General features: G+C 66.3%; 25 protein-coding genes. All 25 read right to left on the minus strand.

Annotation, left to right across the window (positions count from 1 at the left end):
• Nucleotides 1-13: 13 nt before the first annotated feature.
• Complete coding sequence (locus ACXYX3_RS17635; protein ID WP_458608409.1) at nt 14-1,663, minus strand: PE-PPE domain-containing protein; 1,650 nt, start codon at nt 1,661-1,663, stop codon at nt 14-16.
• Nucleotides 1,663-2,094: a hypothetical protein gene (locus ACXYX3_RS17640; protein ID WP_458608410.1), complete on the minus strand. Its 432-nt coding sequence runs from the start codon at nt 2,092-2,094 to the stop codon at nt 1,663-1,665. The genes ACXYX3_RS17635 and ACXYX3_RS17640 overlap by 1 nt, the downstream gene beginning before the upstream one ends.
• A gap of 3 nt (nt 2,095-2,097) precedes the next feature.
• Complete coding sequence (locus ACXYX3_RS17645; RefSeq protein WP_458608411.1) at nt 2,098-2,463, minus strand: hypothetical protein; 366 nt, start codon at nt 2,461-2,463, stop codon at nt 2,098-2,100.
• A complete protein-coding gene (locus tag ACXYX3_RS17650) occupies nt 2,463-4,100 on the minus strand; it encodes a DUF7257 domain-containing protein (protein WP_458608412.1) in 1,638 nt (545 codons plus the stop codon). Before ACXYX3_RS17650 ends, ACXYX3_RS17645 begins: the two co-directional genes overlap by 1 nt.
• Nucleotides 4,097-4,579, minus strand: a complete 483-nt coding sequence (locus ACXYX3_RS17655; RefSeq protein ID WP_458608413.1) for a hypothetical protein — start codon at nt 4,577-4,579, stop codon at nt 4,097-4,099. The genes ACXYX3_RS17650 and ACXYX3_RS17655 overlap by 4 nt, the downstream gene beginning before the upstream one ends.
• Nucleotides 4,572-5,525 carry a hypothetical protein gene (locus ACXYX3_RS17660; protein WP_458608414.1) on the minus strand — a complete coding sequence of 318 codons (954 nt, stop codon included), beginning with the start codon at nt 5,523-5,525 and terminating at the stop codon, nt 4,572-4,574. The genes ACXYX3_RS17655 and ACXYX3_RS17660 overlap by 8 nt, the downstream gene beginning before the upstream one ends.
• Before the next feature lie 44 nt (nt 5,526-5,569).
• The gene (locus ACXYX3_RS17665; protein ID WP_458608415.1) at nt 5,570-6,112 is read right to left on the minus strand and encodes an HNH endonuclease; all 543 of its coding nucleotides are present in this window, start codon (nt 6,110-6,112) and stop codon (nt 5,570-5,572) included.
• A 251-nt stretch (nt 6,113-6,363) separates the two neighbouring features.
• Nucleotides 6,364-8,082 carry a Gp37-like protein gene (locus ACXYX3_RS17670; RefSeq protein ID WP_458608417.1) on the minus strand — a complete coding sequence of 573 codons (1,719 nt, stop codon included), beginning with the start codon at nt 8,080-8,082 and terminating at the stop codon, nt 6,364-6,366.
• 6 nt (nt 8,083-8,088) lie between these two features.
• On the minus strand, nt 8,089-9,096 hold the full coding sequence (locus tag ACXYX3_RS17675) for a hypothetical protein (protein ID WP_458608418.1): 1,008 nt from the start codon (nt 9,094-9,096) through the stop codon (nt 8,089-8,091).
• Nucleotides 9,093-14,444 carry a transglycosylase family protein gene (locus tag ACXYX3_RS17680; protein WP_458608419.1) on the minus strand — a complete coding sequence of 1,784 codons (5,352 nt, stop codon included), beginning with the start codon at nt 14,442-14,444 and terminating at the stop codon, nt 9,093-9,095. The genes ACXYX3_RS17675 and ACXYX3_RS17680 overlap by 4 nt, the downstream gene beginning before the upstream one ends.
• A 37-nt stretch (nt 14,445-14,481) precedes the next feature.
• Complete coding sequence (locus tag ACXYX3_RS17685) at nt 14,482-14,784, minus strand: hypothetical protein (protein ID WP_458608420.1); 303 nt, start codon at nt 14,782-14,784, stop codon at nt 14,482-14,484.
• 32 nt (nt 14,785-14,816) lie between these two features.
• The gene (locus tag ACXYX3_RS17690; RefSeq protein ID WP_458608421.1) at nt 14,817-15,509 is read right to left on the minus strand and encodes a hypothetical protein; all 693 of its coding nucleotides are present in this window, start codon (nt 15,507-15,509) and stop codon (nt 14,817-14,819) included.
• A gap of 1 nt (nt 15,510) precedes the next feature.
• Complete coding sequence (locus ACXYX3_RS17695) at nt 15,511-16,416, minus strand: Ig-like domain-containing protein (protein WP_458608422.1); 906 nt, start codon at nt 16,414-16,416, stop codon at nt 15,511-15,513.
• A 14-nt stretch (nt 16,417-16,430) separates the two neighbouring features.
• On the minus strand, nt 16,431-16,967 hold the full coding sequence (locus tag ACXYX3_RS17700) for a phage tail termination protein (RefSeq protein ID WP_458608423.1): 537 nt from the start codon (nt 16,965-16,967) through the stop codon (nt 16,431-16,433).
• Complete coding sequence (locus ACXYX3_RS17705) at nt 16,964-17,338, minus strand: hypothetical protein (protein WP_458608424.1); 375 nt, start codon at nt 17,336-17,338, stop codon at nt 16,964-16,966. Before ACXYX3_RS17705 ends, ACXYX3_RS17700 begins: the two co-directional genes overlap by 4 nt.
• A gap of 2 nt (nt 17,339-17,340) precedes the next feature.
• Nucleotides 17,341-17,700 (minus strand): hypothetical protein, encoded by a 360-nt coding sequence (locus ACXYX3_RS17710; RefSeq protein WP_458608425.1) that lies wholly within the window; start codon nt 17,698-17,700, stop codon nt 17,341-17,343.
• Nucleotides 17,682-18,128, minus strand: a complete 447-nt coding sequence (locus ACXYX3_RS17715) for a hypothetical protein (RefSeq protein WP_458608426.1) — start codon at nt 18,126-18,128, stop codon at nt 17,682-17,684. The genes ACXYX3_RS17710 and ACXYX3_RS17715 overlap by 19 nt, the downstream gene beginning before the upstream one ends.
• Complete coding sequence (locus ACXYX3_RS17720; protein WP_458608427.1) at nt 18,125-18,463, minus strand: hypothetical protein; 339 nt, start codon at nt 18,461-18,463, stop codon at nt 18,125-18,127. Before ACXYX3_RS17720 ends, ACXYX3_RS17715 begins: the two co-directional genes overlap by 4 nt.
• A complete protein-coding gene (locus ACXYX3_RS17725; RefSeq protein ID WP_458608428.1) occupies nt 18,463-19,512 on the minus strand; it encodes a major capsid protein in 1,050 nt (349 codons plus the stop codon). Before ACXYX3_RS17725 ends, ACXYX3_RS17720 begins: the two co-directional genes overlap by 1 nt.
• A gap of 14 nt (nt 19,513-19,526) precedes the next feature.
• Nucleotides 19,527-19,934, minus strand: a complete 408-nt coding sequence (locus tag ACXYX3_RS17730; protein WP_458608429.1) for a head decoration protein — start codon at nt 19,932-19,934, stop codon at nt 19,527-19,529.
• An 8-nt stretch (nt 19,935-19,942) separates the two neighbouring features.
• The gene (locus ACXYX3_RS17735; protein WP_458608430.1) at nt 19,943-20,584 is read right to left on the minus strand and encodes a hypothetical protein; all 642 of its coding nucleotides are present in this window, start codon (nt 20,582-20,584) and stop codon (nt 19,943-19,945) included.
• A gap of 158 nt (nt 20,585-20,742) precedes the next feature.
• A complete protein-coding gene (locus ACXYX3_RS17740) occupies nt 20,743-21,915 on the minus strand; it encodes a hypothetical protein (RefSeq protein WP_458608431.1) in 1,173 nt (390 codons plus the stop codon).
• On the minus strand, nt 21,896-23,359 hold the full coding sequence (locus ACXYX3_RS17745; protein ID WP_458608432.1) for a phage portal protein: 1,464 nt from the start codon (nt 23,357-23,359) through the stop codon (nt 21,896-21,898). The genes ACXYX3_RS17740 and ACXYX3_RS17745 overlap by 20 nt, the downstream gene beginning before the upstream one ends.
• Nucleotides 23,360-23,365: 6 nt before the next feature.
• The gene (locus ACXYX3_RS17750; protein WP_458608433.1) at nt 23,366-25,036 is read right to left on the minus strand and encodes a terminase; all 1,671 of its coding nucleotides are present in this window, start codon (nt 25,034-25,036) and stop codon (nt 23,366-23,368) included.
• Nucleotides 25,037-25,042: 6 nt separating this feature from the next.
• On the minus strand, nt 25,043-25,528 hold the full coding sequence (locus ACXYX3_RS17755) for a phage terminase small subunit (RefSeq protein ID WP_458608434.1): 486 nt from the start codon (nt 25,526-25,528) through the stop codon (nt 25,043-25,045).
• Nucleotides 25,529-25,568 lie beyond the last annotated feature (40 nt).

Here is a 25,568-nt window from a genome sequence, read left to right on the forward strand (position 1 = left end):
GCCTACCTCCCGGTCATTGCGTCGTCAACATCCGAGCTATCAACTGGCGCTCAAATGTGTTGGCCGCTAACACTTCTGGAACTGGCGGATCGTTCGGCGGCCGGTTCGTGTAGGCGGATTCGCACACCGCGCGGGTCGCCGACACCAGAGACTCCGGCTGATCGCTGCCCTTGAAATACGGCAGGTCGTCCTCGCGGGTCAGCACGAAGATCGTCGAGCCGACCCGCCAGATCGTGTGGTCAGGGTCGTAGAGATCGACCTGGTCGTACCGCTTGTGCAGGCTGTTGCGTCCGCGGTCAGCGTTCAGCGAAGCGATCGTGTTCGTGGTGTCCTGCACCGGGTCGGGCCAGCCGTCGTAGCGGCGCGCCACGTCGATCAACAACCACCGCACATCCGTGCGGGTGGGCTCCCCGATATGCCCGTCGACCTCCGCGACACCGATCCCGGCGCCGCCGGTCGCCCGCAGCGGATTCCCGGTCCCGATGAACATGAGCTCGTCGCCGCCGGGGGCGTCCGGGTCATCGGCGTGCTCGTCCATCCACCGCGACGCCACCTGCATGCCCTGCGATTGGGCGAGCACGATGATCGGCTTCGGGTAGTACGTGATCGCGGCGTCGAGCGCGGTCACACCGCGCGGGATCGATTTCGGGTCCAGCGACGCCGGGTAGGACACCTCGTGCATGTCGTAGGGCGCGGCAGAGAAGATGCCCTGGAACTTCTGCGGCATGTCGTTCGGGTTGAGCGAGCCGAACAGGTTCAGCCCGCGCAGCGTCAGCACCGTCGCCGCCGGAAAGACGGGCAGCCCGGACCACGGCTCGTAGGTGGCCAGGCGGAGCTCGGCCGGGCGCGCCTGAATGCGGGTGCACTGCCGCGCCGGACCGGGGGCGCCGGCCAGCAGCAGCCGCGCCGGCCGGGCGGTGATGCGGTTGTTCCCGTCGAACGGCTCGTACCCGGTGATGGTCAGTTCGGCGGGGCGGGCCGCGATGACGGTGGACTGGCTGGCGATCAGCGGCAGCGCGACACCGGCCCACGCGGAACCGACCGCGCGGCGGCCGGTGAAGGTGACTGTGCCGCCCGCGGTGTCGCCGATGACCGTGTCGTAGGGGCGGCCCGTGCCGACGTCGTCGAGCCGCACCCGCATCGGCCGGTTGTAGTTGCTGATCGGAGTGAACCATTCCTGCAGGAAGCCCTGCAGGATGACACTGTCGGCGGGGGCGTCGACCACCTGCTCCATGGCGGTGGTGAACGCGCCGCCGAACACGACGGCCAGATCGCCGACGCCGGACACACCGGTGTAGGACAGGCTGGTGGCGCGCATCTGGATCTGGTCGACCGCGCCCAGCGGCGACGACCACGACACCGCCCAGTCCTGCGCGTCGGCCGGCGGGTTGAGCAGGTAGAAGTACTGCAGCCACCCGGAGCGCGGGGTGGTGTTCGAGACGCCGTTGCCCCACACCTGCGCGCACGTTGTCATCGGAATGTCGCCGTAGGTGACCGCGATATCGACGGCCTTGCCCGCCTTGCGGTAGCCGGCCACCGCGACAATGACGATGCCGTTCGGCCCGTCGGCGCCCGGGTGTGTGCCGGTGAACGCGCCGCCGGCCTGGCCGTCGAAGGTGCGGGGTCCGCCGCCGGCGCCGACTGCTTCGAACAGGGCCGGCATCAGCCGAGGGTGAGCACCGGGTACGGCGAGCCGTCGTTGTCCAACTTGAGCTCGTTACCGACGGTCGTCACCTTGTCGACACCGGTGTCGTCGAGCTGCAGGTAGGCCAGCACGTCGCCACCGACTTCATAGATCGCGGCCTTGTTCGCGACCAGGCTGCTGGTCACCACAGTCCATACCGGATTGACCGTGAACGCGACCGAAACCAGGTCGGTGCCGGTGATCGTGAAGGTGACCGCGACACCGCCAGTGGCGTATCCGCTGCCAGCGGCGACTTCGTCGGTCACCGAGGCGTAGCTGGTGGACGCGGCGCCGAGGTTCGACGTCGACTGGAACAGCGCCACCTTCCACGCGTCGGAGTCCAGGTCGAACTGCCCCGTGACCAGTCGTGCACGGGCCGCCGACGTGACCTTCCACTGATCGAACGCCACAGGTCAGCCCTCCGTCTCGGGGTTGTAGATGCACTTCCAGTCCGCTTCGGGCTGCAGGACGGGCTCGTGGATGTCTTCGGTGCCGCCGTCGGGGTTGGAGACTTTCCAGAGCGGGATACCGGCCGGGCTGATCGCGCGGGTCGCGGACTGCCTCGTCTTGGTGTTGCGCAGGATGGTGCCGATCGGCGAGCCGAGCCACAGCAGCTTCGCCTTGCCGCACGCGTCCTTGACGACGACGCGCACCGCGGCCATCACCTGTTCGGTGTCGCCGGTGGTGACGGCGTCGAGAAGCACTGTGCTGTCGGTGGTTTGCAGGTTGTGATCGACCTGGTCGATGAAGGCGTCGTAGGCCACATTGGTGTCGGGCATCAGGCCAAGCTCCTGTTGTCGAGGACAATCTTGGAATAGGTTTGGCGGCCGTTGGGATCGCCGGTGAGCGAGCCGGCCCCAAAGCCTGCAGCGTCGGTGCCCCATCCGACGCTGTCGCCGGCCTGCAGCGGCACCGTGATGTCGGCGGAGCAGGCCAGCGGGTCGACGTTGCCGCCGAGGATGTTGACGCCGCGGTGGTGCGCGTCGCCCGCGTACTCGTAGGGGTCGTCGTTCACGTACAGCACAAACGTGAACTGCTCGGGCAAACCGTTTGTGCGGCACTGGATTTTGCAATAGTAGTTGCCGTCCATGGTGACGGTGAACGTGCCGTTCGGGCGGCTGACGATGTAGTCGGGAGTGGTCGCCCCGGAGTTGTCAAAGAAGTCGGCGGGCAGCGGGTTGAGACCGGCCGCGATCGAGACCGTATCGGTGGAGCCGCGGTACATCTTGGCGATCGACCCGACCAGGGTGGGCGGGTAGTTGTCGGCCATCGCCCACGCGAGCATGTCGCCCGGTGCCGTGGTTCCGAAGCCGGTCGCGACGGCGTACACCGCGCCGCCACCGCCGCGGTAGTCCGCACCGGCCTGGCTGGTGGTCCCGACTTCGGTGTGCGACAGGATCACCGAACCGTTGGAGTCGAGCAGACGGAACACCCGCAGGCCAAGAGCGCCGACGGTGCCGCACTCGAGCGCGTACAGGCCGGTCGATCGGAAACTGAACCCGGAGGTGCGGGACACGAAGCTGGTTTTCGCGCCGTCGACGTAACAGCCGAGTTCGGCGCGCCCCTTCTCCATCGCGGCGTACACGTAGGTGGTGCCGGCGTCGTTCTTGCGGCCGTGGATTTCGTTGCGGGCCGCGTTGCTGCCGAACTGCGCGGGCGACGATCCGAACGCCACCCACACTTTCTGGTAGTCGGTGGCGGTCTGCAGCTGGTTGTACCGGAACAGGCAGGTGCGGGATGCGTCGTTGCGGGCCGTCCAGCGGGCGCCGGCACCGTTGACGATGCCGAGGGTGCCGGTGCCGGCGCCGGTGTAGCTCTGGTCGAAGTCCGAGCCCAGTGTCGAGGATGTCGGCCGGGTGGTGAAGTCGACGACGGCGCTCTTGCCGCCGACGTTGGCGTTGCGGTCGTTCTGCAGTTCGGCGACGGCGGCGCCGAGCGCGGCCACGGTGGCGGCGTTGTCGCGCAGCGACTGGTCTGCCTGCTCGCTGGTGGCGTCCCACACATCCCAGCCGAACAGCCCGTTCACCAGACGGTTGCGGTTGTTCTGGTGTTCCTGCCGCCACCGGTTGATCGCGGTGCCGAGGTCGTTGAGGTTGCCGTCTTCGCGGTCGGTGATGACCTCGAGGAAGTCCCCGATGAGGGGTAGTTGCTGGGTGAGGTGCCACGCGGATTGCGCGGCGCTGGCCAGCGCATCGTTGAGGTCGCCGAACAGGCCGTCGACTTCGCGTTTCGCGCCGCGGATCCGCGGATTGTCGCGGACCTTCTTTCCCTTGAGTTCGCGTTCGACGTTCTCTTGGGTGAGGTCGTATCCGCTCGAGATGCGGCGCTTGAAGTGGCCGGGGCCACCCATTGGCCACAGCAGATCAGGGAGCCGGTCGGGGATCGTGACGTCGTCAGGACCGCCCGGCAGCGTCACTTCCGCTGAGCCTCAGTCATCGCTCGGTCCAGCAGCTCCTGCGACTTCTCCCACACCTCGGGGTGCTTCTTGACGATGTCGTTGAGCACGATGGCCTGCAGCTCCGGATCGGTCTCCGCCCGCTTCACCCGCTCGGCCAGGGCCGGGTCGTGGGTGCGCAGGAAGTCCATCATCAGTTCCCGTGCCTGCGCCATCCGTTCGACGTCCGGGTTCTGGTCCCCGACCCGCGCCGGGGTGCCCTTCGTGACCGCCTGCACCGGGCCGTTGTTGCCCATCTGCGTCTTGACCCGCACCAGTTCCTCGGTCGCGAGGTCTTCGTGCACACGGAGACCGAACTTGTCGTGCAGCTCGGTGGCCCACATGCCGATGATCGGCGCCGGGATACCGACGTAGGGGCGTTCCTTGTTGCCGGTCGGCATCCGGGTAAGCACCCGGCCGATCGCGAGGATCTGGTCGGCGCGGTCGTCGATGTCAGACATTGATGCCGTCCTGAGCGGAAATGCTGGTCAGCTGATTGCCCGAATCGAACAGCGACGCTTGGAAGTTCACACCGAAGTACCGGAATCCGGGACCGTGGGGGAACTCGTCGTTGTCGTCGGTCCAGCCGATGATCTCGGTGACCATGTCGGAGGTGAGCAGCGACAGCCGTTTGGTGCCGTCGTCGTAGCGCAGCTTGTAGTTCGTGTTGCTAACCACGGTGTGGTTGACCTGCGGCACCTTCTGCACCAGCGGCTGCACCGGCCCGTGCCCGACGCCCATGCGGACCTTGTCGATACCACCCTCGAGCGCGCCCGGGTCGTGGAACTGCACGTACAGGTAGTCGGACATGGCGGCGTTCGAGCACACGGCGATGCAGGTGTCGCCGGCACCCTTGTGCAGCAGATTGAACGAGATGATCGGGCTGTCGGTGTTCAGCGGCGCGTAGTAGCGCATCGCCGCGGTGGCGAAGAACTTGCGGTTCGGGCCGACACCGTTCGGGTCGTCGCCGTGATCGAAGATCGTGGGCCGGCCGTCGGTGACGAACCACTTCGACCCGACGCGGCCGGTCCGGTTGAAGAAGTCGTCGCGGAACTGCAGCGCACGGGTCGCGGTGTTACGCGCCGGCGCGCTGAAAAACTGTGCCTCTTTCCGGACGACGTTGCCGTACCGGATCATCTTCGTCTTGCCCTCGTCGTCGATCAGGAACGTCTCGTAGGGCGCGCCGGCGGGCACCAGGTTCACCTGTCCCGGGGCGGCGTCGAAGGTGATCTTGTCGGGGGTCACTTCCCCGAAGACGCGGGCGATCTCGCCGCCCGACGAGTCGTAGAACACGGTGTAGGCCGACGAGTTGTCCGTCCACGACCGGTAGCCGTGCGACATCGGGGTGAGCGGGGGCGGCTCGAATTGCTCGTTGCGGGACAACACCAGCGCAGCCATCTTGGGCATGTCAGGCAATATCCCTGCTGCACAACGACATAGCGTCTCCTAGATCATGTGACGTGCCCCCAAACCTTGCGGGCGAGGATGGCGCTGACGGTTGACTGGTTGAGCCCGTATTCGTCAGCGATGCGTTGCTGCGTGTAGCCGAGACTGCGCAGCTCGCGTATCCGCCGGACCGATGTCTCGTCGAGCTTCACCGCGTGTCCGCGCGGCTTCCCTTCCGGGAACACCTGCTGGCTGATGATCCTGTTGATCGTTCCGTGTGAGCAGCCGAACTGCTCGGCCAAGTGGGCGCGTGGAATGCCCTCTGCCGCTAGTCGTCTGATCTCGCTGACTTCTTCGTCTGTTCTCGACCGATAACCAGAAGCCGCTACGTGGCGGTCACGTTCGACCCGGTCGTTGGCGTTATCGCTGTGAGAACCGAGTTCAAGGTGTGCAGGGTTGGTGCACGGTGGGTTGTCGCATCTGTGTCGCACCAAGGCTTCCGCCGGTACTTTCCTGCCGTTCGCGACTTCCCACGCCACAATGTGTGCGCCGCGCTTCCGCTTCTGGCCAACAGCGATCAGACCGTAACCGCCCTTGTCCCGGCTCAACGGCCATTCCCAGCAGCCGTCGGGGTCACCGGCGGGGCAGTAGTGCCGCAGCCTCTCGCCTACGTCGTCGGTTTGAAAGACTTCGCGGATAGGGGCGTCGAGTGGAGCACCGCGGCGTTGGCGCGCCCAGTGCGTGGCACATAGTCCATGGCCAACTCGTTTGCGTCCGCATCCTGGTTGAGAGCAAATGTTCACACCAGTGACCATAGATCTTGACACCGACACATCTAGTCCAATATCGGCTGCTCAGGTCACTGTACGATATGAAATCCCACATCATTGATGCGTTCGAACAGTGCCTTCATCCGTCGGGCGTTGCGCTCACCGACGGACATGGTGGCCTTGTTCTTCCCGACCTTCTGCACGAATTCGAACTCGCCGTCACCCGAGCCCTGCAGCGACTGCTCTTCGATCTGGGCGACGAAGATCGACCCGTCGCCGGTGGCACGGCGGTAGGCGCCGTTGGTGGTGCCGAGCCGGTCGCCGGTGATGCCGTGCAGGCCGGGAATGAACCAGGTGTTCGGGCCGATTGCGCACGTGTTCGAGGTTTCGTCGTCGGTGGCGTTGAACCCGCCGCGCTTCACCGCGATCGCCGACAGCGACCACACGTTCATCTCCGCGCCGGACACGTACACCTCGTGCAGGTGAATCCAGCCGAGATTTGTTGCCCGCTTGGTGTTCTTGTGCTCGTCCCACGCCAGGATGGTGCCGACCAGGAACGGCATGATGATGTCGGAGGCGATGTCGCCGAGGCTGTCGAACCCGGCCAGCAGGAAGTAGCCGATCAGGTTGCCGGTGGCCGAGATGATCAGGTCGGCGATCGCGTCCACGGTGGGGTTGTCGCCGCCGATGATGACCGACACCGCGGTGGCCGGCGAGTGCGCCAGCTTCGACTGCAGATCGTTGAACCGCGAGTCGCGAAGGGTGTGGATCGGGCCGCCGGCCAGGCTGCCCATCAGCCCGGACTGGAAGTACTCGTCCTGGTACAGCTGCGGGGTGTCGTTGATCTGGGCCAGCGAGTCCTCGACGTTTCCGAGGCTGCGCTGCAGCACTGACCGGGCCAGGCCGGTGACGACGTTCCCGCCGAACCAGGTGCCGGATTCTTTGTTGAATCCGGAGTTGTCGACCACCTCGAAAACGAGTGCACCGTTGGCGATGTCGTCGACGACCAGCCCGGTGACCTGCTCGCCCTCGTCGGTGAAGATGCGGCGGTATTGCAGGGTGAGCTGCCCGTCCTCGAGTGCGTCGGCGATGATGCTGTCGATCGAGTTCATGCGCGACCCGAGGAACGTCCACAGGCTTGAGTCGTCGAAGAATTTCGGCACCTTGACGTGCACCTGCCAGGACTTCCAGTTCAGCAGTTCGGTCCACTGCCGCCGGTCACCCGGGTCGTCAGGCAGCACGTAGGGGTGCCCCTCCAACCGCAGAATATTGGGCAGCATCAGCATGCCGGTGATCGAATAGACCCCCGGTCCGCTAACCATCCAATCGCGCGGAAATTGAAATACAGGTATGGGCAGCAATGGATTTGGCGGACACAACATGAACTGGGCAAACTGCTTGTCGTCGTTCGCGGTGACCACCAGGTAGTCGACGCCGTCGCGGGTGTCGACCTCCCAGTGGTGCATCAGCCCGGTCCAGCGCCACTGCCCGCCGTACATGTCGACCCGGATCAGGACGTTCTTGCATTCCTCCGGGGTGTTCGGGATCGTCATGATCCACTTCGACAGGTAGTGGTCGGCGCGAACCTCGAACATGCCGGCGCTCGACACGTTCTGAACGTCGGGGAACTGGTTCTTCGAGAACTCGCGGTAGTTGTAGGTGCCCTGGAACACCGCGCCCGGCGTGCCATCTGGATTGTTCTTGTAGACCTTGACTTTCGGCTTCGACTGCTTCAGCGCGGCGTGATACGCGCGAACGTCAGCGACTCTCTCCTTGGCTTCGGCGAACCGTTCGGAGAGAACCGACACCGAGCGTTATCCCGCCCCGACCCCGACAGCAGTACCGACGACGGTCGGGGTGGAGAACGGATCGTCGTACCAGCGCGGCAGCTCGAGCTCGCACCGTGCACCATCAGGGTTGGTGACGTCGCGCACCGTCACAGTGCACCCGTTGTACGGATCGCCCATGCCCGGCTGAATCGGATACTCGAGATCCTGCCCGTTCAGCATCTGCTGCACCGGAACCTCGTTCGCCGCCACCAAGGTCATGACGTCCGGCCGCGAGTTCGCTTCCACCAGGCCGCCGCAGTCCGGCAGCGGCCCGACCTTGACGGTCTTACCGAGGTCAGCGACGCCGGTGCCGAACTCTTCCCACCCGAACGAGTAATCGGGCAGCCACCACGTCGCGTGATCAGACAGATACCACGTCGGCCAGATCAACGCCGACGCCGGGTTGTAGAACGGCAGCGTGAACCAGAAGTCACCCTGCCCCGGGGTCTCCCACTTGAACCGCTCTGTCGGGCCCACGTAGTACGGGTTCTCGCAGCCCAGCATCTGTCCGACCGAGCCGTACGCCCAGATGTGTGGGTCACCGCCCTCGAACTCGGCACCGACGAACGGTTCCGGATCCTTGATCTCACGAACACCGAGGTGGCGTTCACCGTCGATCGACGTGTAGACGATCGTGGACTCGTATTCCTTGTGGAACAGCGCCCGGTATCGCGAGTACACCAGATGCCATGTGTCGGCGTCTATTTCGTCGTACGGGTCGCCGGTGCGCGGGTTGACGATGTGCATGGTGCACGCGATGTCACGGCGCTGCGGAACCCACGACGAGAACTTCTGCCCGAGCATAGACTTCGACCAGTTCGTCTTGAACGGCGCAACGAACAGACCCTTCGAGTGCGGCGCCAGGATCGGACCCCACGTGTGCCGCGCCAACGGGCCCGCGATATGGCACTCGTCACCGTTCCAGCCGACGATCTTGATGTTGTCGGTCGACCGCATCCGGTGGTGGCCCATGGCCTTCTGCATCAGGCTCATCCGGGCGTCGCCGCCAATGCAGCCTGTTCCTTCAACGACTGGTGCATCTGAATCTCCCGGGCGATAGCCGGCGGGTCGTAGCCCGTCACCTGATACGTGTCTCCGCGCCCGCCGTACCGGTAGTCCGCGGTCGACGGGCGCCGCTGCTCGGCGTGCAGCACCTCACCCGACGGCTTATCGGTGAACGAGCCCGGCACCGACCCCACCAGCGCCGACGACACCACGTTCGCGACCTTCGTCGCGACCTTGCCTCCCTGCTGGAACAGACCCGACACCATCGACCCGGCCAGCCCCGCGGCCGGGCCAGCGCCGGCCGCGCCGGCACCCATCGACGCCGCGGTGGCCGCGATGTTCCCCAGCGTCGACGCGGTCGACATGATCGCCTGGTTAATCCACGGGAGGGTGTGGTCCATGCCTGACGGCGGCGCCACGATGCCCTGCGGCGGCGACCACGCGATGTCCGGCGCGCCCGCGGCCTGCTGCGGCTGCTGCGGTGCTGCGGGAGGCTGAGCCGCCGGCGGCGGAGGTGTGGCCGGCTGGGTCGCGACGGGCGGCTTCGGCGCCGGCGCAGGCTGCACGATCTTCGGCTTCGCCGGCGGAATGATCATCCGCGCATCGGGCACCTTGGGCGGCACCGGAGGCGGCGTCGGCAAAGCCAGGTTAACCGGCCCGCCTTGCGCGAACTGCGGCAATTCGCGGGGGTCCACCTTGCCGGTGTTCAGCGCATGCAGGAATGAATCCGGAACCGTCGCGCGGCCACGCGCACTGATGACGTACTCGTCGCCGTGCAGCACCGCCGGGAACGCCTTCTTCCGGCCCGCAGGTGTCGGCCCGCCAGTCTCGTAACCCTTCGGCTTGTACCAGATGTGCACATGGTCCTGGTGGTCCTGCGTCGGGTTGCCAGTATGTCCGGCGCTGTAGTCCTTCGCCGTAAGCCCGTGCCCGTAGCCGTAGGTCTGGTTATTGAAGATCGCGCCGTACACGTTCGGATCGGACAGCGCCTGCTGCAGGACACGCTGGCCGGTCGCCAAGTCGGGCACCATGATGTCCAGCGCGCCGTTCTGATGCTCGCCATACTGATCGGCCGCGTGGTCACCAACGGTGAAGCCCTGGCTCTGCCAGTAGGGCATCATCGCGCGATGCGCGAAGTCCCGCGCGGACTCGCCAGACTGCGGCATGCCCACGGCGCCTCCGCCGCCGAACAGTTGCTGCAGCATCGCCGGCGTCAACTGGCCTGCACTGGCCGCCGTTTGAATCGTCCGCGTCTTGAACGTGTTCGGCCACGCGCCCGCGCCCTGCGCCGCGTAGATCTTCTCGGCAATCTTGATCTGGTCGTCCTTGGACGCCAGGTTCGCAGTGGGCGCGTACGCGGTGCCACCGAACTGCTGCCAGGTGGAATCGAGAATCTGCAGCCCGCCGCGGTACGGGCCACCGCTGTTGTCGGACGGGATCGACCAGTTGCCGCCGGACTCACCCTGCGCGATCGCTTCCCAGTCAGGGACGGTCGTGGTGCCGCCCAAAGGTGACCCGTTGGGAAACAGTGCCTGCAGCGTCGCCGGATCCAGATTCCCGAGCGCGTTGAACGGGATGCTCGCCGCGCCGGTCTGCTGCTGCATCGCCAGCCCACCGAAGTGCCCGATCGCCTGCCCGACGCCCTGGATGACCGGGTTCTGCAACAGGCTGCCAGCGCCGAAGAAGTTCAGCACCCCGCCGAGCAAGGTCTGCCCGAACGACAGCAGCGTGTTCGCACCCCAGTTGGCCAACCACTGCCCGGTCTGACCCATCCACTGCTGCTGCAGCGCAGGGTTACCGCCGGCCTGGAACAGTCCTGCCAGTCCGGGCAGCAGTGTCGACTGCCCGGCACCTGCGCCCCCACCGGAGCCGCCCAGGCCGGGGATGATGCCGCCGAGCAGGTTGGAGCCGAACGTCTGCAGCGGGCTGCTACCCGGCTGCTGGCCGCCGGCCACCGAGCCGAGCAGGTTCGACAGGTTGCTGATCGGACCCTGCACACCGGAGGCGATGCCGCCCACGATGCTGTTCAGGCCGCCAGCATCGCCTGTCGGGTTCGCCGCGATGATCGGGTTGGACGGGCCCGGAGCCATCCCGCCCGGCGTCAGGCCCGTCGCGATACCGGCGTAGTTCGGATCGTTCGGGTCGGTCGGGCCACCCGGCGCGAACCCGGGAAGCAGGCCGCGCAACGCTTTCGGGTCGATCTTCCCGCCAGCGAGCGCACCCATGATGTCTGGTCCGTACCGCTGCACGGTGTCGGCGTTGTGCACCCACTCCTGGCCGTGCAGCATCGCGAGGAAGCCATCGTTGCGGCCGCCCGGAGTCGGGCCCTTCGACCCGGTCTTGTATTCCTCGATCATGGCGCCCGGCGGCACCGTGATCGTCCAGGTGCCGTCGACGTTCTGCTTCCCGGTGATGCCAGCGGTGTTCGGCGGCGGCGGGTTCTGTGTCACAACGTCGAAGCCCTGCCCCGGCCCCTGCGACTGCGCGGGCGTCCCCGCTGGCACACCGAGCGTCGCCGCGCCCGCAGCCGACACCCGGAACTGCCCGTACCGCGCCTGATTCGCCGCCCGCGTCGGATCGCCCGACGGCAGCGTCGACGACAGCGTCGTCAACGCGCCACCAGAAAGCACCGACGCCTGCCCCGTCGGTGACAGCCGCTTCGCGATCTCCGCCAGGCTGTACGCCTGGTCGACCATCCGTAGCGTCGCCTGATCACCGTTCGCCCGCTGCCGAATGCCCTGCAGCGACTGGTTGTACTGATCCACCGCGCCCGGCGCGCCGATCAGCGCGTTGATCAGCGACTCCTGCGTGATCTCACCGTTGGAGTACTTCCCCATCGACGCGACCAGTTGCTGCAGATCGCCGTTGGCCTGGAACTCGGGCAGCAGGTTGTTCTTGATCAGGATGTCGCGGATCTGCTTCTGCGCGTCCGGGTTGTTGATCAGGCCCTGCGCGTACAGGTCCGGCGCGATACCGAGCTTCTGCGCCGCCGCGAGCGCATCACCCTTCGAGATGCCCGGGATGTTGCCGCCCTGGCCGCCCGGGTCGTAGTTCTGCGCCGCGGCGATTTGCGAGTCCAGTGTCTGGCCGGTCAGCTTGCCGGTGACACGGTCCAGCGTTTCCTCGAGCGCCTTCTGCCGCTCATTGAGGTAGTCGGTCTTCTCCGCCGACTCCTGGTTCTTCGTGTCGAGCTGCTGCAGCGCGTAGATCAGGCCGGGGATCGCGGTCGCGGCGAGCGCACTGATTGGGCCGCCGACCGCGCCGAGCGCCGACATCCGCGACGCGAAATTGCCGAGCTTGGAGTTGGGCTTTCCGGCGTCGTCGAACGCCTTGTTCACCCGACCCATCTCGTCGTTGATCTTCTGCCGGGTGCCGGCGAAGCCGGTGCCGAGACCGATGATGCCGGTGTTCAGCAGGCCGATGCCGGTGCTGACTGCCTGCACGATCGGCTTCGTGGAATTCCACGCGATATATGCTGCGACAGCAGCTTTCACGAGGTCGGGGTGCTCGCCGAGGAATCCGGCTACCTCTTTCAGGATGGGAAGTAGGCCACCGATGTAGGTGGATGCGCCGTCACTGACCGCGCTGAACAGACCCGGCAGCTCGGCCAGCAGCGGCTTGACCTCGCGCAGCATGTCGCGACCCTGTTCGAAGTAGTCGCGCAGGTAGTTCTGTCCCTGTGTTGAGTTGAGGAACGTCTGCAGATCACTGGTTGCCGTCTGCAGCCATTCCAAGAACCCGCGGCCGCCACCTGCCGCCTTCGTGACAGCGTTGACAGACTTGCCGATGTCGAGGACTGCATTGCCCAGCATGCGGGCGCCATCGATGCCGTCGTCCAGCATCTTGTCCAGGCTTCCGTTCTGGTCGGCCTCGATTAGGGCGTCGCGGATGCGGTCACTGACCGCTGCGAGGCCATCCGCTAGTCGCGGCAGTTTGTCGGTGCCGGCAGCGGTGAGCGTGCCGAGTCCCTTCACAAGCGGATCGATTGCCGCGGAGAACTTCTGCTGCGCGTCACCGGTGTTGCCGAGGATGCGGTCGATGATGCCGCGGCCGTCAGTCGACCCGACGGAGTCGAACAGGGCGCTGATGTTCTGGTTCCAGCCCTTACCGATCTGCGCCACACCGCTTTTCAGGTTCGGGGCGACCAGGTTGAAGAAGTTCCGGAACTCTTCGGCCTTGCCTTCCAGGATCGGCTCTGCGGCGGCGGCGCGCAGATCGCGGAACGCGGGCCGCATGTCGACCAAGGTGTCGACGAGCTTCTTCGCGCTCGGTGAGATCCCCGCCATTGCCTGCTGCGCCTTGTCCTGCGCCGCGCCCATCGTGGCGCCCGTCTCGGCGACCTGAGCCTGCGCATCGGCGACTTGTTGGTGTGAACGGGTCAACCGCTCATTGGCGGCCACCACACCGTCGGCATTCGCGATGCCCTTCGCGTCGGCGTCCGCGAGCTTCTGCTGCGTCTGCAGGTTCCGGTTCCGCGACTCAATCACTCGCTGATCTGCCTCGGCGACACGCAGGATCTGGTCGCGAACGTCAGAGAAGTTGCCGCGCAGCAGATCTTCTCGTGCCTTCTGCGCCTCGAGGATGGCGCGGGACTCGTCGATCATCCCGCCCTGCTGCTCGATGCGCAGATCCTGCAGTTCCTGCTTCGCGTCGCGGGTGGCGCGCGCGACGTCCTTGCGTGCCTGCGCCTCGTCGACGATCGCGTTCCGCAGCTGGTTCGACGCGGCCGCCGACGCGCGCGCCTGCGCCGCCTGGTCCTTACCGGCGGAGTCCGAGGCCGCGGACACCGCGTCGTAGGCGTCCTTGATGCCCGACAGGCCGAGCACCAGCGTGCCGATCGACGCTGTCGCGCCGGCCAGCACACCCGGCAGCGCCAGCCCGGCCTGCATCACCTGCTGCAGACCCGCCGCCACCTGAGCCAGCCCGGTGATCGCCGGCTGGATACCGGCGATCAGACCCGCACCGAGGTTCAAGCGCAGAAAGTCCGACCGCCGGAACGACTCGAGGTGCTTGTTAATCTCGCCGAGCTTGCGGTTGGCGCCGTCGGTGTCAGCGTCGACCTTGATGACCATGCCGTTGGCGCGCTGCCGGGCACGGAACGCGGCCAGGTCCGCTTCGGCCTGACCGAGACCGACGTCGACACCGAGCTTCATGCCGTTGCGCTGCTGCGACTGACGGAACCGGTCGATGTCAGCGCGCGCCTGCCCGGTGTCCGCGGACACCTGCATCACGAACTCGGCCTGCTTCGCCGCGAGATCGCGACGAAGCTCTGCGATGAACTTCGTTGCGTCAGGCTTGATCCGGATGGAAGCGGAGCCAGCTGAACGATCGGCCACTACCCCACCTCCATCCGAATCATGTTGCACTGCAGCATCAGTCGATGATCATTCCGAGAGCTTTCGGGTCCACCTTGAAGATGTCGCCGAACAGCGAATCCAGTTCCTTGTCCTCGGACTGCTTCTCCCACAACTCGTAGGCCGTGACCGGGCCCTGCGGGATCGGCAACCCGGGGTTCTTCGTCACCGCCGCCAACACCCGCGTCGTCACCTGCTCCAACTGGTGCACATGGCGGATCAGCCGCGAATAGCCGAACAGTTCCGGCCTCGGCGGCTTCTCGGGGTCGATGTCGGCGAAGACCTCGTTGAACTCGGCGAGCAGCTCGTCGTCCACCGACATCGCGGCGAACGTCTCGGTGCCCTCCGTGCGGGCTACGCGCTCGGCGTAGTTGACGAACTGGGACCAGGGACGGAGTCCTCGGAACCAGTCTCGAGCGTCGGTTCCGTTGAGCTCGATGGCGAAGTCGTTTTCGAGCTCGTCCCAGAAGTGCTCGACAAACCAGAGGACTCGCCCTCGGATTCCCCCTCGTGCTGATCCACCACCTGACCGCACGCCTGGCAGCAGCCGTTCTTCGGGAGACGCCGGAATTGCTCGTTGATCGCGTTCTCGAACGCTTGCCGCTCCCACTCCGGGCGGGGATCAAAGTACTCGTTGACCCGCTGGTACACCTCGGGCCCACCGAACAGTGCCTCGTTGAATGCCTGCTCGGCCTTCTCCGCGGTCTCGTACGCGTTGCGCAGCGCCTCCTGCTGCGTCTGCGCCCACCGGATCCGCTCGTCCTGATCCTCCGGGGGTTCGCCCTGCGTACGGATCAGGTCGACGGCGACGGACTGGGCGAGGATGTAGGCCGCCGATGCCTGCTCGAGTTGCCGCTGACGCGCCTTGTTCGGCGGGAACAGCACCAGATCGTCGGTGATCTCGAACTGCTCGATCGCCAAACCGGCGGAGCGGGTTTCGGCCAGTACCTGTGCGAAACGACCGACGGGCTCCCCGCCGGCGGTCACCACACGAGGTGATGCCGCCCGCGGGGAGCCCTTGGCCGCCTTCTTCTGCGCTGCCGCCATGTCAGGCGATGACCGTCACGGCGGTGGTGTCGGTCTTGCCCGAGTACGTGGCGGTGATCGTCGTCGGGCCGGCCGCCACCGGGGTGACCAGCCCGTGCAGGCCGACCGTCGCCTTCGTCGGGTCGCTCGAGCTGAACGTCGCCGACCCCGTGCGATCGTTGCCGAGGTCGTCGACCACGGTGAGCTGCTCGGTCTCCCCGTTCGACAGATCCAGGGTGAGGACCGCCGGGGTGACGCTGATCGACGTGACGCCGACACCGAACCCGGCGTTCGCGTTGGCCTGCATCGCCGCCCAGCCAGCACCGAAGATGTCGATGATGAACGGCTCGCCGTCGTGCTCGTCGACGCCCTGGAAGTTCATCGTGTACGGGTACGCGATGACGTCGGCGTCGGTCACGTTCTGGGTGTCGGTCTCGGTGATGTTGACCCGGTTACCGATCCACGCGATGTAGGCCGGCAGACCGTTGTAGTCCCACTTGCCCAGCAGGGCGACGCGGGACATCTTGTTCAGCGGCAGCGACGGCACCCGCAGCGTGACACCACCGGACGCGTCGGGCTCGACGTCGGACCAGTCGGCACCCCAGTAGTTCTCGAGGTTCCGGCGATGCGTCTCGTAGGGCTCGAGGCCCACACCGATGCGCCGCTCTGTGGGGATCTGCAGCGTCGGGCCGCCTTCGCCGTGAGCCATCACGTCGTTGAGGGTCTGCGCGTTCGACAACGCGCCACCGCGCTGCTTGCGGTGCAGACCGATGACGGTGCCGTCGTCGGGCAGGACCAGCGCGCCGGTCGTGGGGTTGTGCAGCGTCTCGATCAGCGGCACGTTGTAGTCCCACTGGATGACCGCCAGCTTGCGCGCGGCGAACTGGAGATCCTTGCGGGTTGTCCACGGAGAAGCGGTTGCCACCATGGGTTACTTTCCTTTCACTCGTCGTCGAGGCTGAGCGCCTCGCGATAGTTGGGAAGGCCGCGAGGCACCGCCGCATGGATCTCCCACGTCGCCGGCACAATGCGTTTTTCCCTGATCAGCTCCTGGATCAATTGCGGCCCAACAACTTCACCAGGAGCTGACATGAAGGTTGTTGAGAGTCCACAGCGGTGCGGCGTCGACCGATGCACGGTCCCGCCCTCATCGCCGAAGGCGTCGAGGACGCCGGTGATGTAGGCCATCAGGTCATTCGATTCGTCGCGCGACGGCGTCAGCGCGGCCAGGTCGACGACGCTCTGGTCGATCAGTTGATGGCTGTCGTCCATGTGCAGGTTCCCGCCGCGGCGGTGCACCAGCAAGTAGGCGTTGCCCAGCTTCAGCCACGCCTCGCGGTCGCTGTTCGGTGCGAAAAACGGCTCCAACCGGAGCCCCTCCACTGCGCTCGGGTTCTGATCAAAGGTGAACAGGTCGTTGAGCAGACGTTCGACGTCCCAACGGAATCCGCGCCACCACGCCGGATAGGCGATGGTCACATCGGCACCAGCGCGATCAACTCAAGCACCATGTCGAGGTCGTGGGCACCCTGCGTCTCATCGAACAGCGGATCGCCGCGGTTCTCGCTGTAGCGTTCCCGGGCGCCGAACTCGTGCGGCAGCACGTAGTCGAGCAGGCCGACGCCCGACGGGCCGCCGACGGTTAGGACGCCCTCCCAGTAGTTCCGCTTCGGCCCGCCCAACTCGGTGCTCACCCGGGTCGCACGCGCGAGCCGCCCGGTGCGGCGCGACACCTCCGCCTGGTACAGCATCTGCGCGGTGTTGATCCGCTCGGTGACCAGCACGCGGCACTCGCTGCTCTTCAGCCACTGGCCGCGCCACGGGTTCTTCTCCGGGATGTCGACGTCCACGGCTACCCGCGCTCCACGTTGTACCGCTTCACGCCGAAGTCGTGCCCGTCGAGCGGGTTGATCTGATCGTTCTCCGCGCCGCCCCGCACGATGAAGTCACCTTCGGGCAGGGTGACCTTGTCGAGGTCGCGGACGTCGCTGTCGCGGAGCACGTAGATCAGCCCGGCCTGTGTGTAGGCGCGGCCGCCCTCGTCACCGGGAAGGCGTTGCGGTGCACCGATGCGCCGCACCAGCCGCACAGTCGCGGTCGTCTGCGGCGGGTACGTGAGCTCGCCGAAGTCGGGGACGGGTCGCCGCAGCGGCGCGTCGATGCCGTGCTCGTCGATCGCCGCAGCGAGATCGCTCAACACGGCACCTGCCACGGCGCCGCCTTCAGCGTTCCGAGTCGCGGCCGCCGCTTCTTCGGCAGGCGAACCCGGTTCAACTCGTCCTCGGTGAAGGCGATACCCGGTCCGGCGTCGCGGTTCTGCGAATACCCGTAGGTGGTGGTGAACCCGTCCATGCCAGAAGATTTCGACGTCTTGCGGTCCGGGTTGCGGTACAGGTCGAGCACCTTGTCGATGACTAGGGTGCGGACCCGCCCGACACGGATGCCTTCCGGGGTCTCCGGGTCAGCATCCGTGTTGAGCGTGAGCAGCGACGGAACCAGACCGATCAGTTCGTTCTCGACGTCGAGAATGCGCCACTTGACCCGCGCGACCCGGTCCGAGGGGATGGTCCCCTCGAAGCGGGCTCGCACGGCGTCGATGGTGACGAATCGGCCGTCGGCTGGTTCCGTCGGGCTGGTCACTCGACCGGGATGTCCTTCGCCTCGAGGTAGGCGATGATGCCGTCGCGGCCGTCGACGTCGGCGGGCAGTTCGATGCCCTTCGACGCCGCGTAGGCGCGCCACTTTTCCTCACCGGAGCCCTTGCCGGACTGCGGAGGCGGCCCATCGCTGGACCCGCCGCCGTTGTCCTCGGCGCCGCCGGCGGGGAAGGGGACGTCGCCGTCCTCCCACACCTTCGGGTTGGTGATCTGCCGGGTCGCCCACTCCGGCAGTTCGTCCGACGTGAGCGGAGGACCGAAGGAGTGGGTGACGCCGTCTGCGTCGCGCACGGCCACGTGCATCGCGAGCGCGGCCATCAGGCGACGTCCAGCACGGACAGCAGACCCGCGTTGGCGAGGATCGGCATGCCGACTGCGTCGACGAAGGTGAACTCGCGGTAGGGCGGGCCCACCTTCTCCACCAGGCCGACAACGCCGGACGCGTTGCCGAACGTCATCTCCGCCTGGTTCGACCGGACGAGCTCGAGGGCGGTGGCCGACAGGCCGAACGCCATGAAGCCCAGCGAGCCGATGTCCTCGGGCAGCATGATGACCTTGTCGACGCCGATCACCCGCGTGGTGGTGCCTTCGACCGACAGCGTCGAGTCGTAGGCACGCACGGTGGGCAGGTTCTCGGCGGTGAGCAGCCGGTTGAGTTCCTCGACCGTGACGCTGGTGCGGCCCTGCGTGGAACCGTAGACGGCGTCGATGATCTGCTTGTTGCGCCGCAGGATGCTGATGCGCGTGCGCGACATCAGCGCCTGCGCGGCCGGGGCGTAACCGTTCGCGATGCGCACTTCCTGCTGCGCATCGAAGTCGGTCAGCGGCACCGCGGTCGCCTGGTTGGCGTCCGTCCAGGTCGCACCCGCCGGGGCGGAGATCTGGTTGGCCGGCACGCCGTAGTCGGCCTCACCGTTGAACCCACCCTCGTTGATGGTGAGCTTGCCGTCGGTGAGCACGTCGCCCCACGCGAGCTCGATGCGGTTGTTCATGGTGCCCATGAGCCGCTCGGCGTCGTTGTAGGCCGCCCGCACCAGGCGGTCGGTGTTGGTGCCCGCGTTGAGCGCGATCTCGGCGGCGATCCGCTCGTACTCGCCCTTGTTCAGCGAGTCCGAGAACGGGATCAGTTCGACGTACTTCCCCGAGCCGGCGTCGCGCGCCGACACGTGGATGAGACCGTCGAACGACCGGTAGGCCGCGGTGCGGTTGGTCTGTACCAGCTCGGCCCAATCGACCCGGTTGGTGTCGAAGAACCGCGTCGGGAACAGCTGCTGCAGCAGGTTGCTCGCCGGGATGGGCACGTTCCGGATGAACGTGGTGATCGCATCGGGCCGCAGGCCCATGGGACCGTCGAAGACGATAGCCATCTGTCAGTCCTCCCTTACAGCCAGACGATCTTGGACAGGTCGGTCTTGCCGGCGGAGTCGACACCCGAGTTCGCGGGCAGCTTCGACTCCTTCACGGCGCCGTGGACGAAGATCGCGCCGCCCACCTTGGCCACCGTGTTACCGGTGGCGTCGATCGCCTTGACGAAGCTGAACAACAGCCCCGCAGCGACCTCACGGCCATCGTTCGCCGCGTTGTCGTACGGGCCGTACAGCCCGGTGGCGGTCACCTTGCCCAGCAGCGTGCCCGACGGCACGTAGCCGTTCGGGTAGTGGGTGTTCTTGGTGAACTTCGAAACATCCAGCGTCACACCAGGGGTCAGGTCCACGCCGTGGGTTCCGATGAGCCACTCGCGGTTGTCGACTTGGTATGCGCTGGAGTGAACGGTGATGTCGCTCGACATCGTTCCTCCTACTTCTTGACGTAGCCGCGGCGCTCAGCCTCGGCCAAACCGATTGCGCTCGCCGACGGCGCCGGCGGGCGATCTCCTGATTGGCCCCACTGTCTGGGTGGCGGTGCCCCCTGGCCACCGGACTCGACACCGCCGAAAGCCTGTGCGAGACCGGTCAAATGACCGATGAGAGCGTCCTTGTCGAACTTCCCGTTCTTGACGAAGGACATCGGGTTGAGTCCCGCCATGACGGCCGGTCTCTGGTTCTCGTCAGTCACGAACTGGCTGACGACGGCCTCCGCGAGCTGCGGAGCCCACTGCTCGGCCGCTGCTGTCGCAGCCGCAGTCTGTGCCTGAGTCCGAGCGTCCTCGAGAGCCCGCTCGGATGGCGTCTGCTGCTGGCGCCGAGCCTCTTCTGCTTCGTTCTTCCACTGCAACGCCTGCTCGGGCGTGATGCCCTGGAACTTGTCCAGCAGGTTGCTCTTCTGCCGATCGTGGTACTTCCAGTACGCCGCCTGCTGATCAGGTGTCATGTCCTTGATCGGCGTGTGCGGAGGAAAGCCCCTGTCGGGCGGATCCTGCGGCGGGTCGGCCGGAGGGTTCTCCGGGGGATCGGCCGGCGGCGGGGTTGCGGGATCACCGTGCGGCTGCGAACCGCCCATGACGGGCCACACTGGCTTGCCGCTCTTCGGGAGTATCCCGATAGCTCGCAGACCAGTCCGGGGATGGATCGGCAGATCGTGGAATTCACTCAACTTGCTACTCCCCTGTCGGGATGGGAAACCCATGACGGGTCGACCGCCGAGATGGCGGAAGTTCTTCAGGCAGCGCGCTTGAACTTGGCGATCTGCTGCAGGTGGTACTGGATCTGCGGCGAGTCGGCCGGGAGGCCGTCGGCGCGCAGCTTCGCGAGGTTGGCTTCCAGGATTGGCAGGTGCCGCGCCGCGACCTGCGCCGGCGATTCGACGGCGGCCACACCCGTCCCCGCGGACTGGGCTTTCGCGGTCTTGCTGCGCGGCTTGTAGTTCCGTGTCGGGACCAGCACCGGGCCTAGCTCGCCGTGCTCGTCGATCTGGTAGCGGGTTCGCTTCAGGTGGGCGCCCGATGTGCCGCCCGACGCGTCGTACAGCGCGCCTAGGTCGACCGCGTTCAACTCGTCGGCGGGGTCGTAGTCCGCGGTGACCGGCGCCGTCGTGCACTGGCAGCGGTCATGGATAGGGCGCAACTCGCGGACGGTATAGAGGCGGTCCGATGCCGCAATGCACAGCCCGCACGTCCCGGTGCGCGACAGTTCCGGGTGAATGATGCGCCGCATCGCCACGACCGGATTCGCGACAGTGTCGAGATCGGCCGCAGCAAAGAGGATCTCGGACTCTGCGAATCGCTGAGCGAGCATGACATTGTCGTCGACGAGCAGTTCGATGCGCTGGCGTGCGGCCTCGTCCGCGACTGCACGGGTCGCGCCCTTGGCCTCGAGTGCGCGCACGGTGCGCGCCGGCCGGTTGAAGATCGCCTCGGTGGTGAAGTCTTCGGCGCTGATCACGGCGTGCCCGCGCGTCCGATAGTCGACCTCGACCTGGTCGGGCCGCTCCAACTTGAGCCGACCGTCGATGACGGTCGCCGCCGGCGCCCGCACGTTGATCGGGTTCGACGGCACACCGCGCACCGTCACACCCATCGCCGACAGCAGTTGCTTCTGCCCCGCCGCCGCGGCGCGCGCCGTGGACGTCTGCGCGGTCCGCATGTGCTTCGCCGCGGCCTCGGTGAACGCCTGCACATCGGCGCCGGAGTACGGGTCGACCGCGGTCCACAACCCCAAGATCAGCGTCTTGGCGTACTCGCCGGCGGTGTCCCGCGCGGCAATGACCGTCTCCGACAGGCTCGCTGTCGACGCCAGCAGCGTGTTACCCGCAGCGGCCGCTGCGCGCGCCGCCGTCACTGCGGCGAGAGCGTCAGCGGTCGTCGCGATGCCGCTAGGCGACGGCTGGGTCATTCACCGGCTCCGGCGCCGGCTGACCGGACGTCGGCGGCGGCTGGGTGCTCGCTGTCGCCTGCGCGGCGAGCGACGCCACCAACAAACGCTCGGCATCCAGTTCCGCGAGGTTCTCTTCGATGTCCTCGGGCGGCATCTCCCAGATGTCACGCATGATCCGCTGCTTCGACAGCACATTCGCCGCCTGCGCGCTCGCCGAACCCTTCTCGGCCAGCGACTTGTACTCGATCGGACCCCAACGCAACTTCACCGTCTTGCCGCGCGACGCGTCACCGTCCATCGCAAACACGATGCGCCACAACAGCTTCAACTGCGGTGTCGTGCGCGCCCGACGATCCCGCACCTTCGACGTCAACGCCTCCCGCAGCAGACCAGCACCCTCGGCGGACCCGTTCGCATCATCGGGGGTGATCAGGTACAGCGGCGTGTGCGTGACCGCCGCGAACGTCTTCACGTCGCGCAGCTCGGCCGCCAGCATGCCCGACAGATCAGCCTGACCGGACTCCCAGAACTGCCAGCCCGCCGGCACCTTCCACACCGCGCCCGGGCCGGCCTTGAACACCTGGTCCCAGTCGATGTCGTCCTTGGGCGGCGTCTCTTCGTTCTCGTCGTCGTACTCTTCGTCTTCCGGCTCGTCACCGGACACGCCGCGCTGCTTGAACGCCTGATAGCGCATCAGCACCATGCGCTGCAGCGTCGTGTCGATCATCCGGTCGAGCACGTCGACGTGCGCCTCGTACTCGCCCACGCCCAGCTTGTTCTCGAACTTCACGATCGGGATGCCGCCCAGATCATCGAGCCCCGTGATCTCTTCGGGCTGATCGGCGGTGCGTTCCCACTGCCGGTAGTCGTTGCGGCGCAACGTCCACTTCTCACCCGGCAGGAACAGGTGCGCGATCTCTTCGTCTTCCTCGACGTCGTAGGACCGCACCAGCGCCGCGCGCAGCCGCACCGGATTGTTCGGGTCTGAGATACCGACGCAGCGGCGCGGATCAATCGCGTGGATCGTGGGCCCGTAGGGCGTCGGCACCACCATGGCGTACGCCTCACGCATCGCCAGCATGTAGGTCAGCAGATCCTTCAACTGCGCCGTGAAGCCCGTGTCTTCCATCAGCTCGGCGGCACGATCGTCACCGTTCGGGGTCGAATCCGTTCCGGTGGAAACCGCCAGCAGTTCCATCCGATCCACGACTGCGGTGACGCACATCTCGGCGTAGTTCGACCGCGACTTCCGCATCACGTCGCGGAAGATGTCCTGGAACTCCGGAGCGATCTGCGGAAGCGGCGGATCGCCGGCGTAGTACGACCACAGCGTGTCCAGCCACTGATTACGCGGCCGGTACGTCTCCGGGCGGTGCTGCTGGTCCTGCCAAGATGTCTGCGTGTTCGCGGTGAATCGCCGCTCGAGCCGGTCAAACCAGTCTGAAGGGGACAGCACGGCCACGACGATTCACCTCACTCTCACGACCCGCCCCAGCCGCTTCTTCGGCAGGAACTTCAGGCATTCCATGCGGGCCTGCCACGACAGCACCCCCGCCATGCAGGCATCGAACTTCCGGTCCTTGTGCAACTTCCCGAGAATCCAGAGTTGCTTCCCGGTTTCCTTGTCCACCCGGGTCAGGTACTTCTTCCCGGCGTTACCGACATGCCGGGTCAGCCGCCCGTGCTTCGTCGGCTGGCCGATCTCATCGGTGTCGGTGTAGGTCACCGCCGACGAGTTGATCGCCGTCTCGTACGCGAGCAGCGCCTTGATCATGCGGGTTTCCTGGTTCGTCCAGAACTCCTGCACCACAGGCTTTTTGGTGTACGGACTGTCACCCAGTTTGGCTGACCACTGCCCGATCACGGTCTGGTAGTAGGCCGGGTCGCAGTACATCAGCATGACGCGGTAGTGCCGCTTCAGATACATCACCCGCGCGGTCAACGACGTCTCGTTAACTTCCCAGTCGTCGTCGTTCAGCGGCTTCTCAGCGAGGAACTCAATCTGCTGCAGACCGGTTCGGACGTCGGTCATCACGATGGACGTCGAGTCGCGGAACTTCGCGCCGTCCATGCCGAGCGTGACGAACGCGCCCTTCGGGATGATGCCCTCCGGCCGGGCCAGCGTCTTCCATTGTCCCAGGTCGAACGCCTGCGCACCCTGCTGCGTCCACCGGTTACACCACACCCGCTCGAGGTACGGCGTATCCGCACCCGGAATGTCCCACTGCGACGCCAGATCCTCAAGGTCCGTGCGCGCGGCCAGCTCCGGGCCAGACGCGTCGCGGATCGCCTCCACCCGATCTTCGAACTTGTCCATGTTCCAGCGGTCGTCGGCCTGCCGGTGGAAGTACCACATGCGCGGGCGTTTGATCTCGCCGCGCGCCATCGCCTCCGCCTCGAGGTGGTCGGTTTCGGCGACGGAGTTCTGCCCCGGCTCCCCCGCCGTCGTCGTCGACATCGACCACGGATCCTGTGCGACGCGCTTGCCCAGGTTCGCTTCCATCGTCGTGACCGCTTTGCGCTCCGACGGCAGGTACAGGCGGTGTGTCTCGTCGAAGCACTGGAATGTCGTGCGGCCGCCGTCGTTCGAGTCCGGCGAGTTCGCCAGCGGAACAGCCTTACCGTCAGCCTTCCCGCGGTCATCCAACCGGATGATGCGGTCCGCCCCGGTGTCGAACACGTCTGCGTCACCGCACTCTTCGCAGATCAGCTTCAGCGCGCCGTACGCGAGCTCTTCGACCTGCAACTTGGCGTTCGCCAGCATCGGGATGTACGGGTCGATGACCGGCCGGCCAGGCGCCAAACCGAAGTCCGCGTCGTCGTCGAACCCGTCGAACCGCACCGGGCCCTCCGGATGCAGCTCGGCGAACGCGATCAACGCCGCCAACTCTGTCTTCGCCGCACCCTTGCGCACCGACATCGCGATGCGCTTCCACCGACGCTTCCCCGCCCGCGGATGCCCCTTCGGCCACACCTCATAGGCGCGGTGAATGATGAACTTCCGGTCCTCGTCGAGAACCAGCGGCTGGCCCTTCAGGTCACCAGGGCCGAAACACGCCCGTTCCTCGAGGAACGCACACACTTGATCGCCCAGCGTCGGGAAGAACTCATCCTCAATCGGCGGGACGATCAGATCCATGCGGCACTAGCCGCCGTTGACGACCCGGAACCGCGCTCTCGGGTCAGCAGGCCCCGCCTTCTTCGCAGCCGCCTTCTTCGCCGGCGCCTTCTTGGCAGCCGCCTTGCGCGCAGCCGCGGCATCTTCGACGCGCAGCACCTCCCACTGAAGCGACCGGCGAGCCATCGGCGTGAGACCGAATTGCACCAAGATCTGGCGGTACTCGCCTGCGAGAGCTTTCGCCGCGGTCACCTTGGTCTCCGGGTCAAGCATCATCTGGTACAGGCGCGCGGCCACGTACAGCAGGTGAATATCGACATCGATCCACTCTTTGCGCGGTTCCGACTCCCACAGGTCTTTCCACCAAGCCTTGACCTCGGGATACCAGTCGATGGTCCTGGGCAGTGGTGGAATTCGCACGCTCCGCCTGGCCGGCTTCTCCAAGACCGCGCGAGTGACGGTCTTGTTTGTGCGGGCACGGACGGAAGGGTCTTTCGGTGGTGGTCCAGGCATGAGCGGGCTCCTATGTCAGGAAAGGTGTTCCCATGGCGGG

This window comes from Mycobacterium sp. Panama NTM2 (genome assembly GCF_054355555.1).

Coding starts and splice junctions, on each gene's coding strand:
- ACXYX3_RS17635 (WP_458608409.1), bottom strand. CDS start 1,663: ATGCCGGCCCTGTTCGAAGCAGTCGGCGCCGGCGGCGGACCCCGCACC.
- ACXYX3_RS17645 (WP_458608411.1), bottom strand. CDS start 2,463: ATGCCCGACACCAATGTGGCCTACGACGCCTTCATCGACCAGGTCGAT.
- ACXYX3_RS17655 (WP_458608413.1), bottom strand. CDS start 4,579: ATGTCTGACATCGACGACCGCGCCGACCAGATCCTCGCGATCGGCCGG.
- ACXYX3_RS17660 (WP_458608414.1), bottom strand. CDS start 5,525: ATGCCCAAGATGGCTGCGCTGGTGTTGTCCCGCAACGAGCAATTCGAG.
- ACXYX3_RS17675 (WP_458608418.1), bottom strand. CDS start 9,096: ATGAGCCTGATGCAGAAGGCCATGGGCCACCACCGGATGCGGTCGACC.
- ACXYX3_RS17685 (WP_458608420.1), bottom strand. CDS start 14,784: ATGTCGGTGGACGACGAGCTGCTCGCCGAGTTCAACGAGGTCTTCGCC.
- ACXYX3_RS17690 (WP_458608421.1), bottom strand. CDS start 15,509: ATGGCGGCAGCGCAGAAGAAGGCGGCCAAGGGCTCCCCGCGGGCGGCA.
- ACXYX3_RS17695 (WP_458608422.1), bottom strand. CDS start 16,416: ATGGTGGCAACCGCTTCTCCGTGGACAACCCGCAAGGATCTCCAGTTC.
- ACXYX3_RS17720 (WP_458608427.1), bottom strand. CDS start 18,463: ATGGCCGCGCTCGCGATGCACGTGGCCGTGCGCGACGCAGACGGCGTC.
- ACXYX3_RS17725 (WP_458608428.1), bottom strand. CDS start 19,512: ATGGCTATCGTCTTCGACGGTCCCATGGGCCTGCGGCCCGATGCGATC.
- ACXYX3_RS17730 (WP_458608429.1), bottom strand. CDS start 19,934: ATGTCGAGCGACATCACCGTTCACTCCAGCGCATACCAAGTCGACAAC.
- ACXYX3_RS17735 (WP_458608430.1), bottom strand. CDS start 20,584: ATGGGCGGTTCGCAGCCGCACGGTGATCCCGCAACCCCGCCGCCGGCC.
- ACXYX3_RS17740 (WP_458608431.1), bottom strand. CDS start 21,915: ATGACCCAGCCGTCGCCTAGCGGCATCGCGACGACCGCTGACGCTCTC.
- ACXYX3_RS17750 (WP_458608433.1), bottom strand. CDS start 25,036: ATGGATCTGATCGTCCCGCCGATTGAGGATGAGTTCTTCCCGACGCTG.
- ACXYX3_RS17755 (WP_458608434.1), bottom strand. CDS start 25,528: ATGCCTGGACCACCACCGAAAGACCCTTCCGTCCGTGCCCGCACAAAC.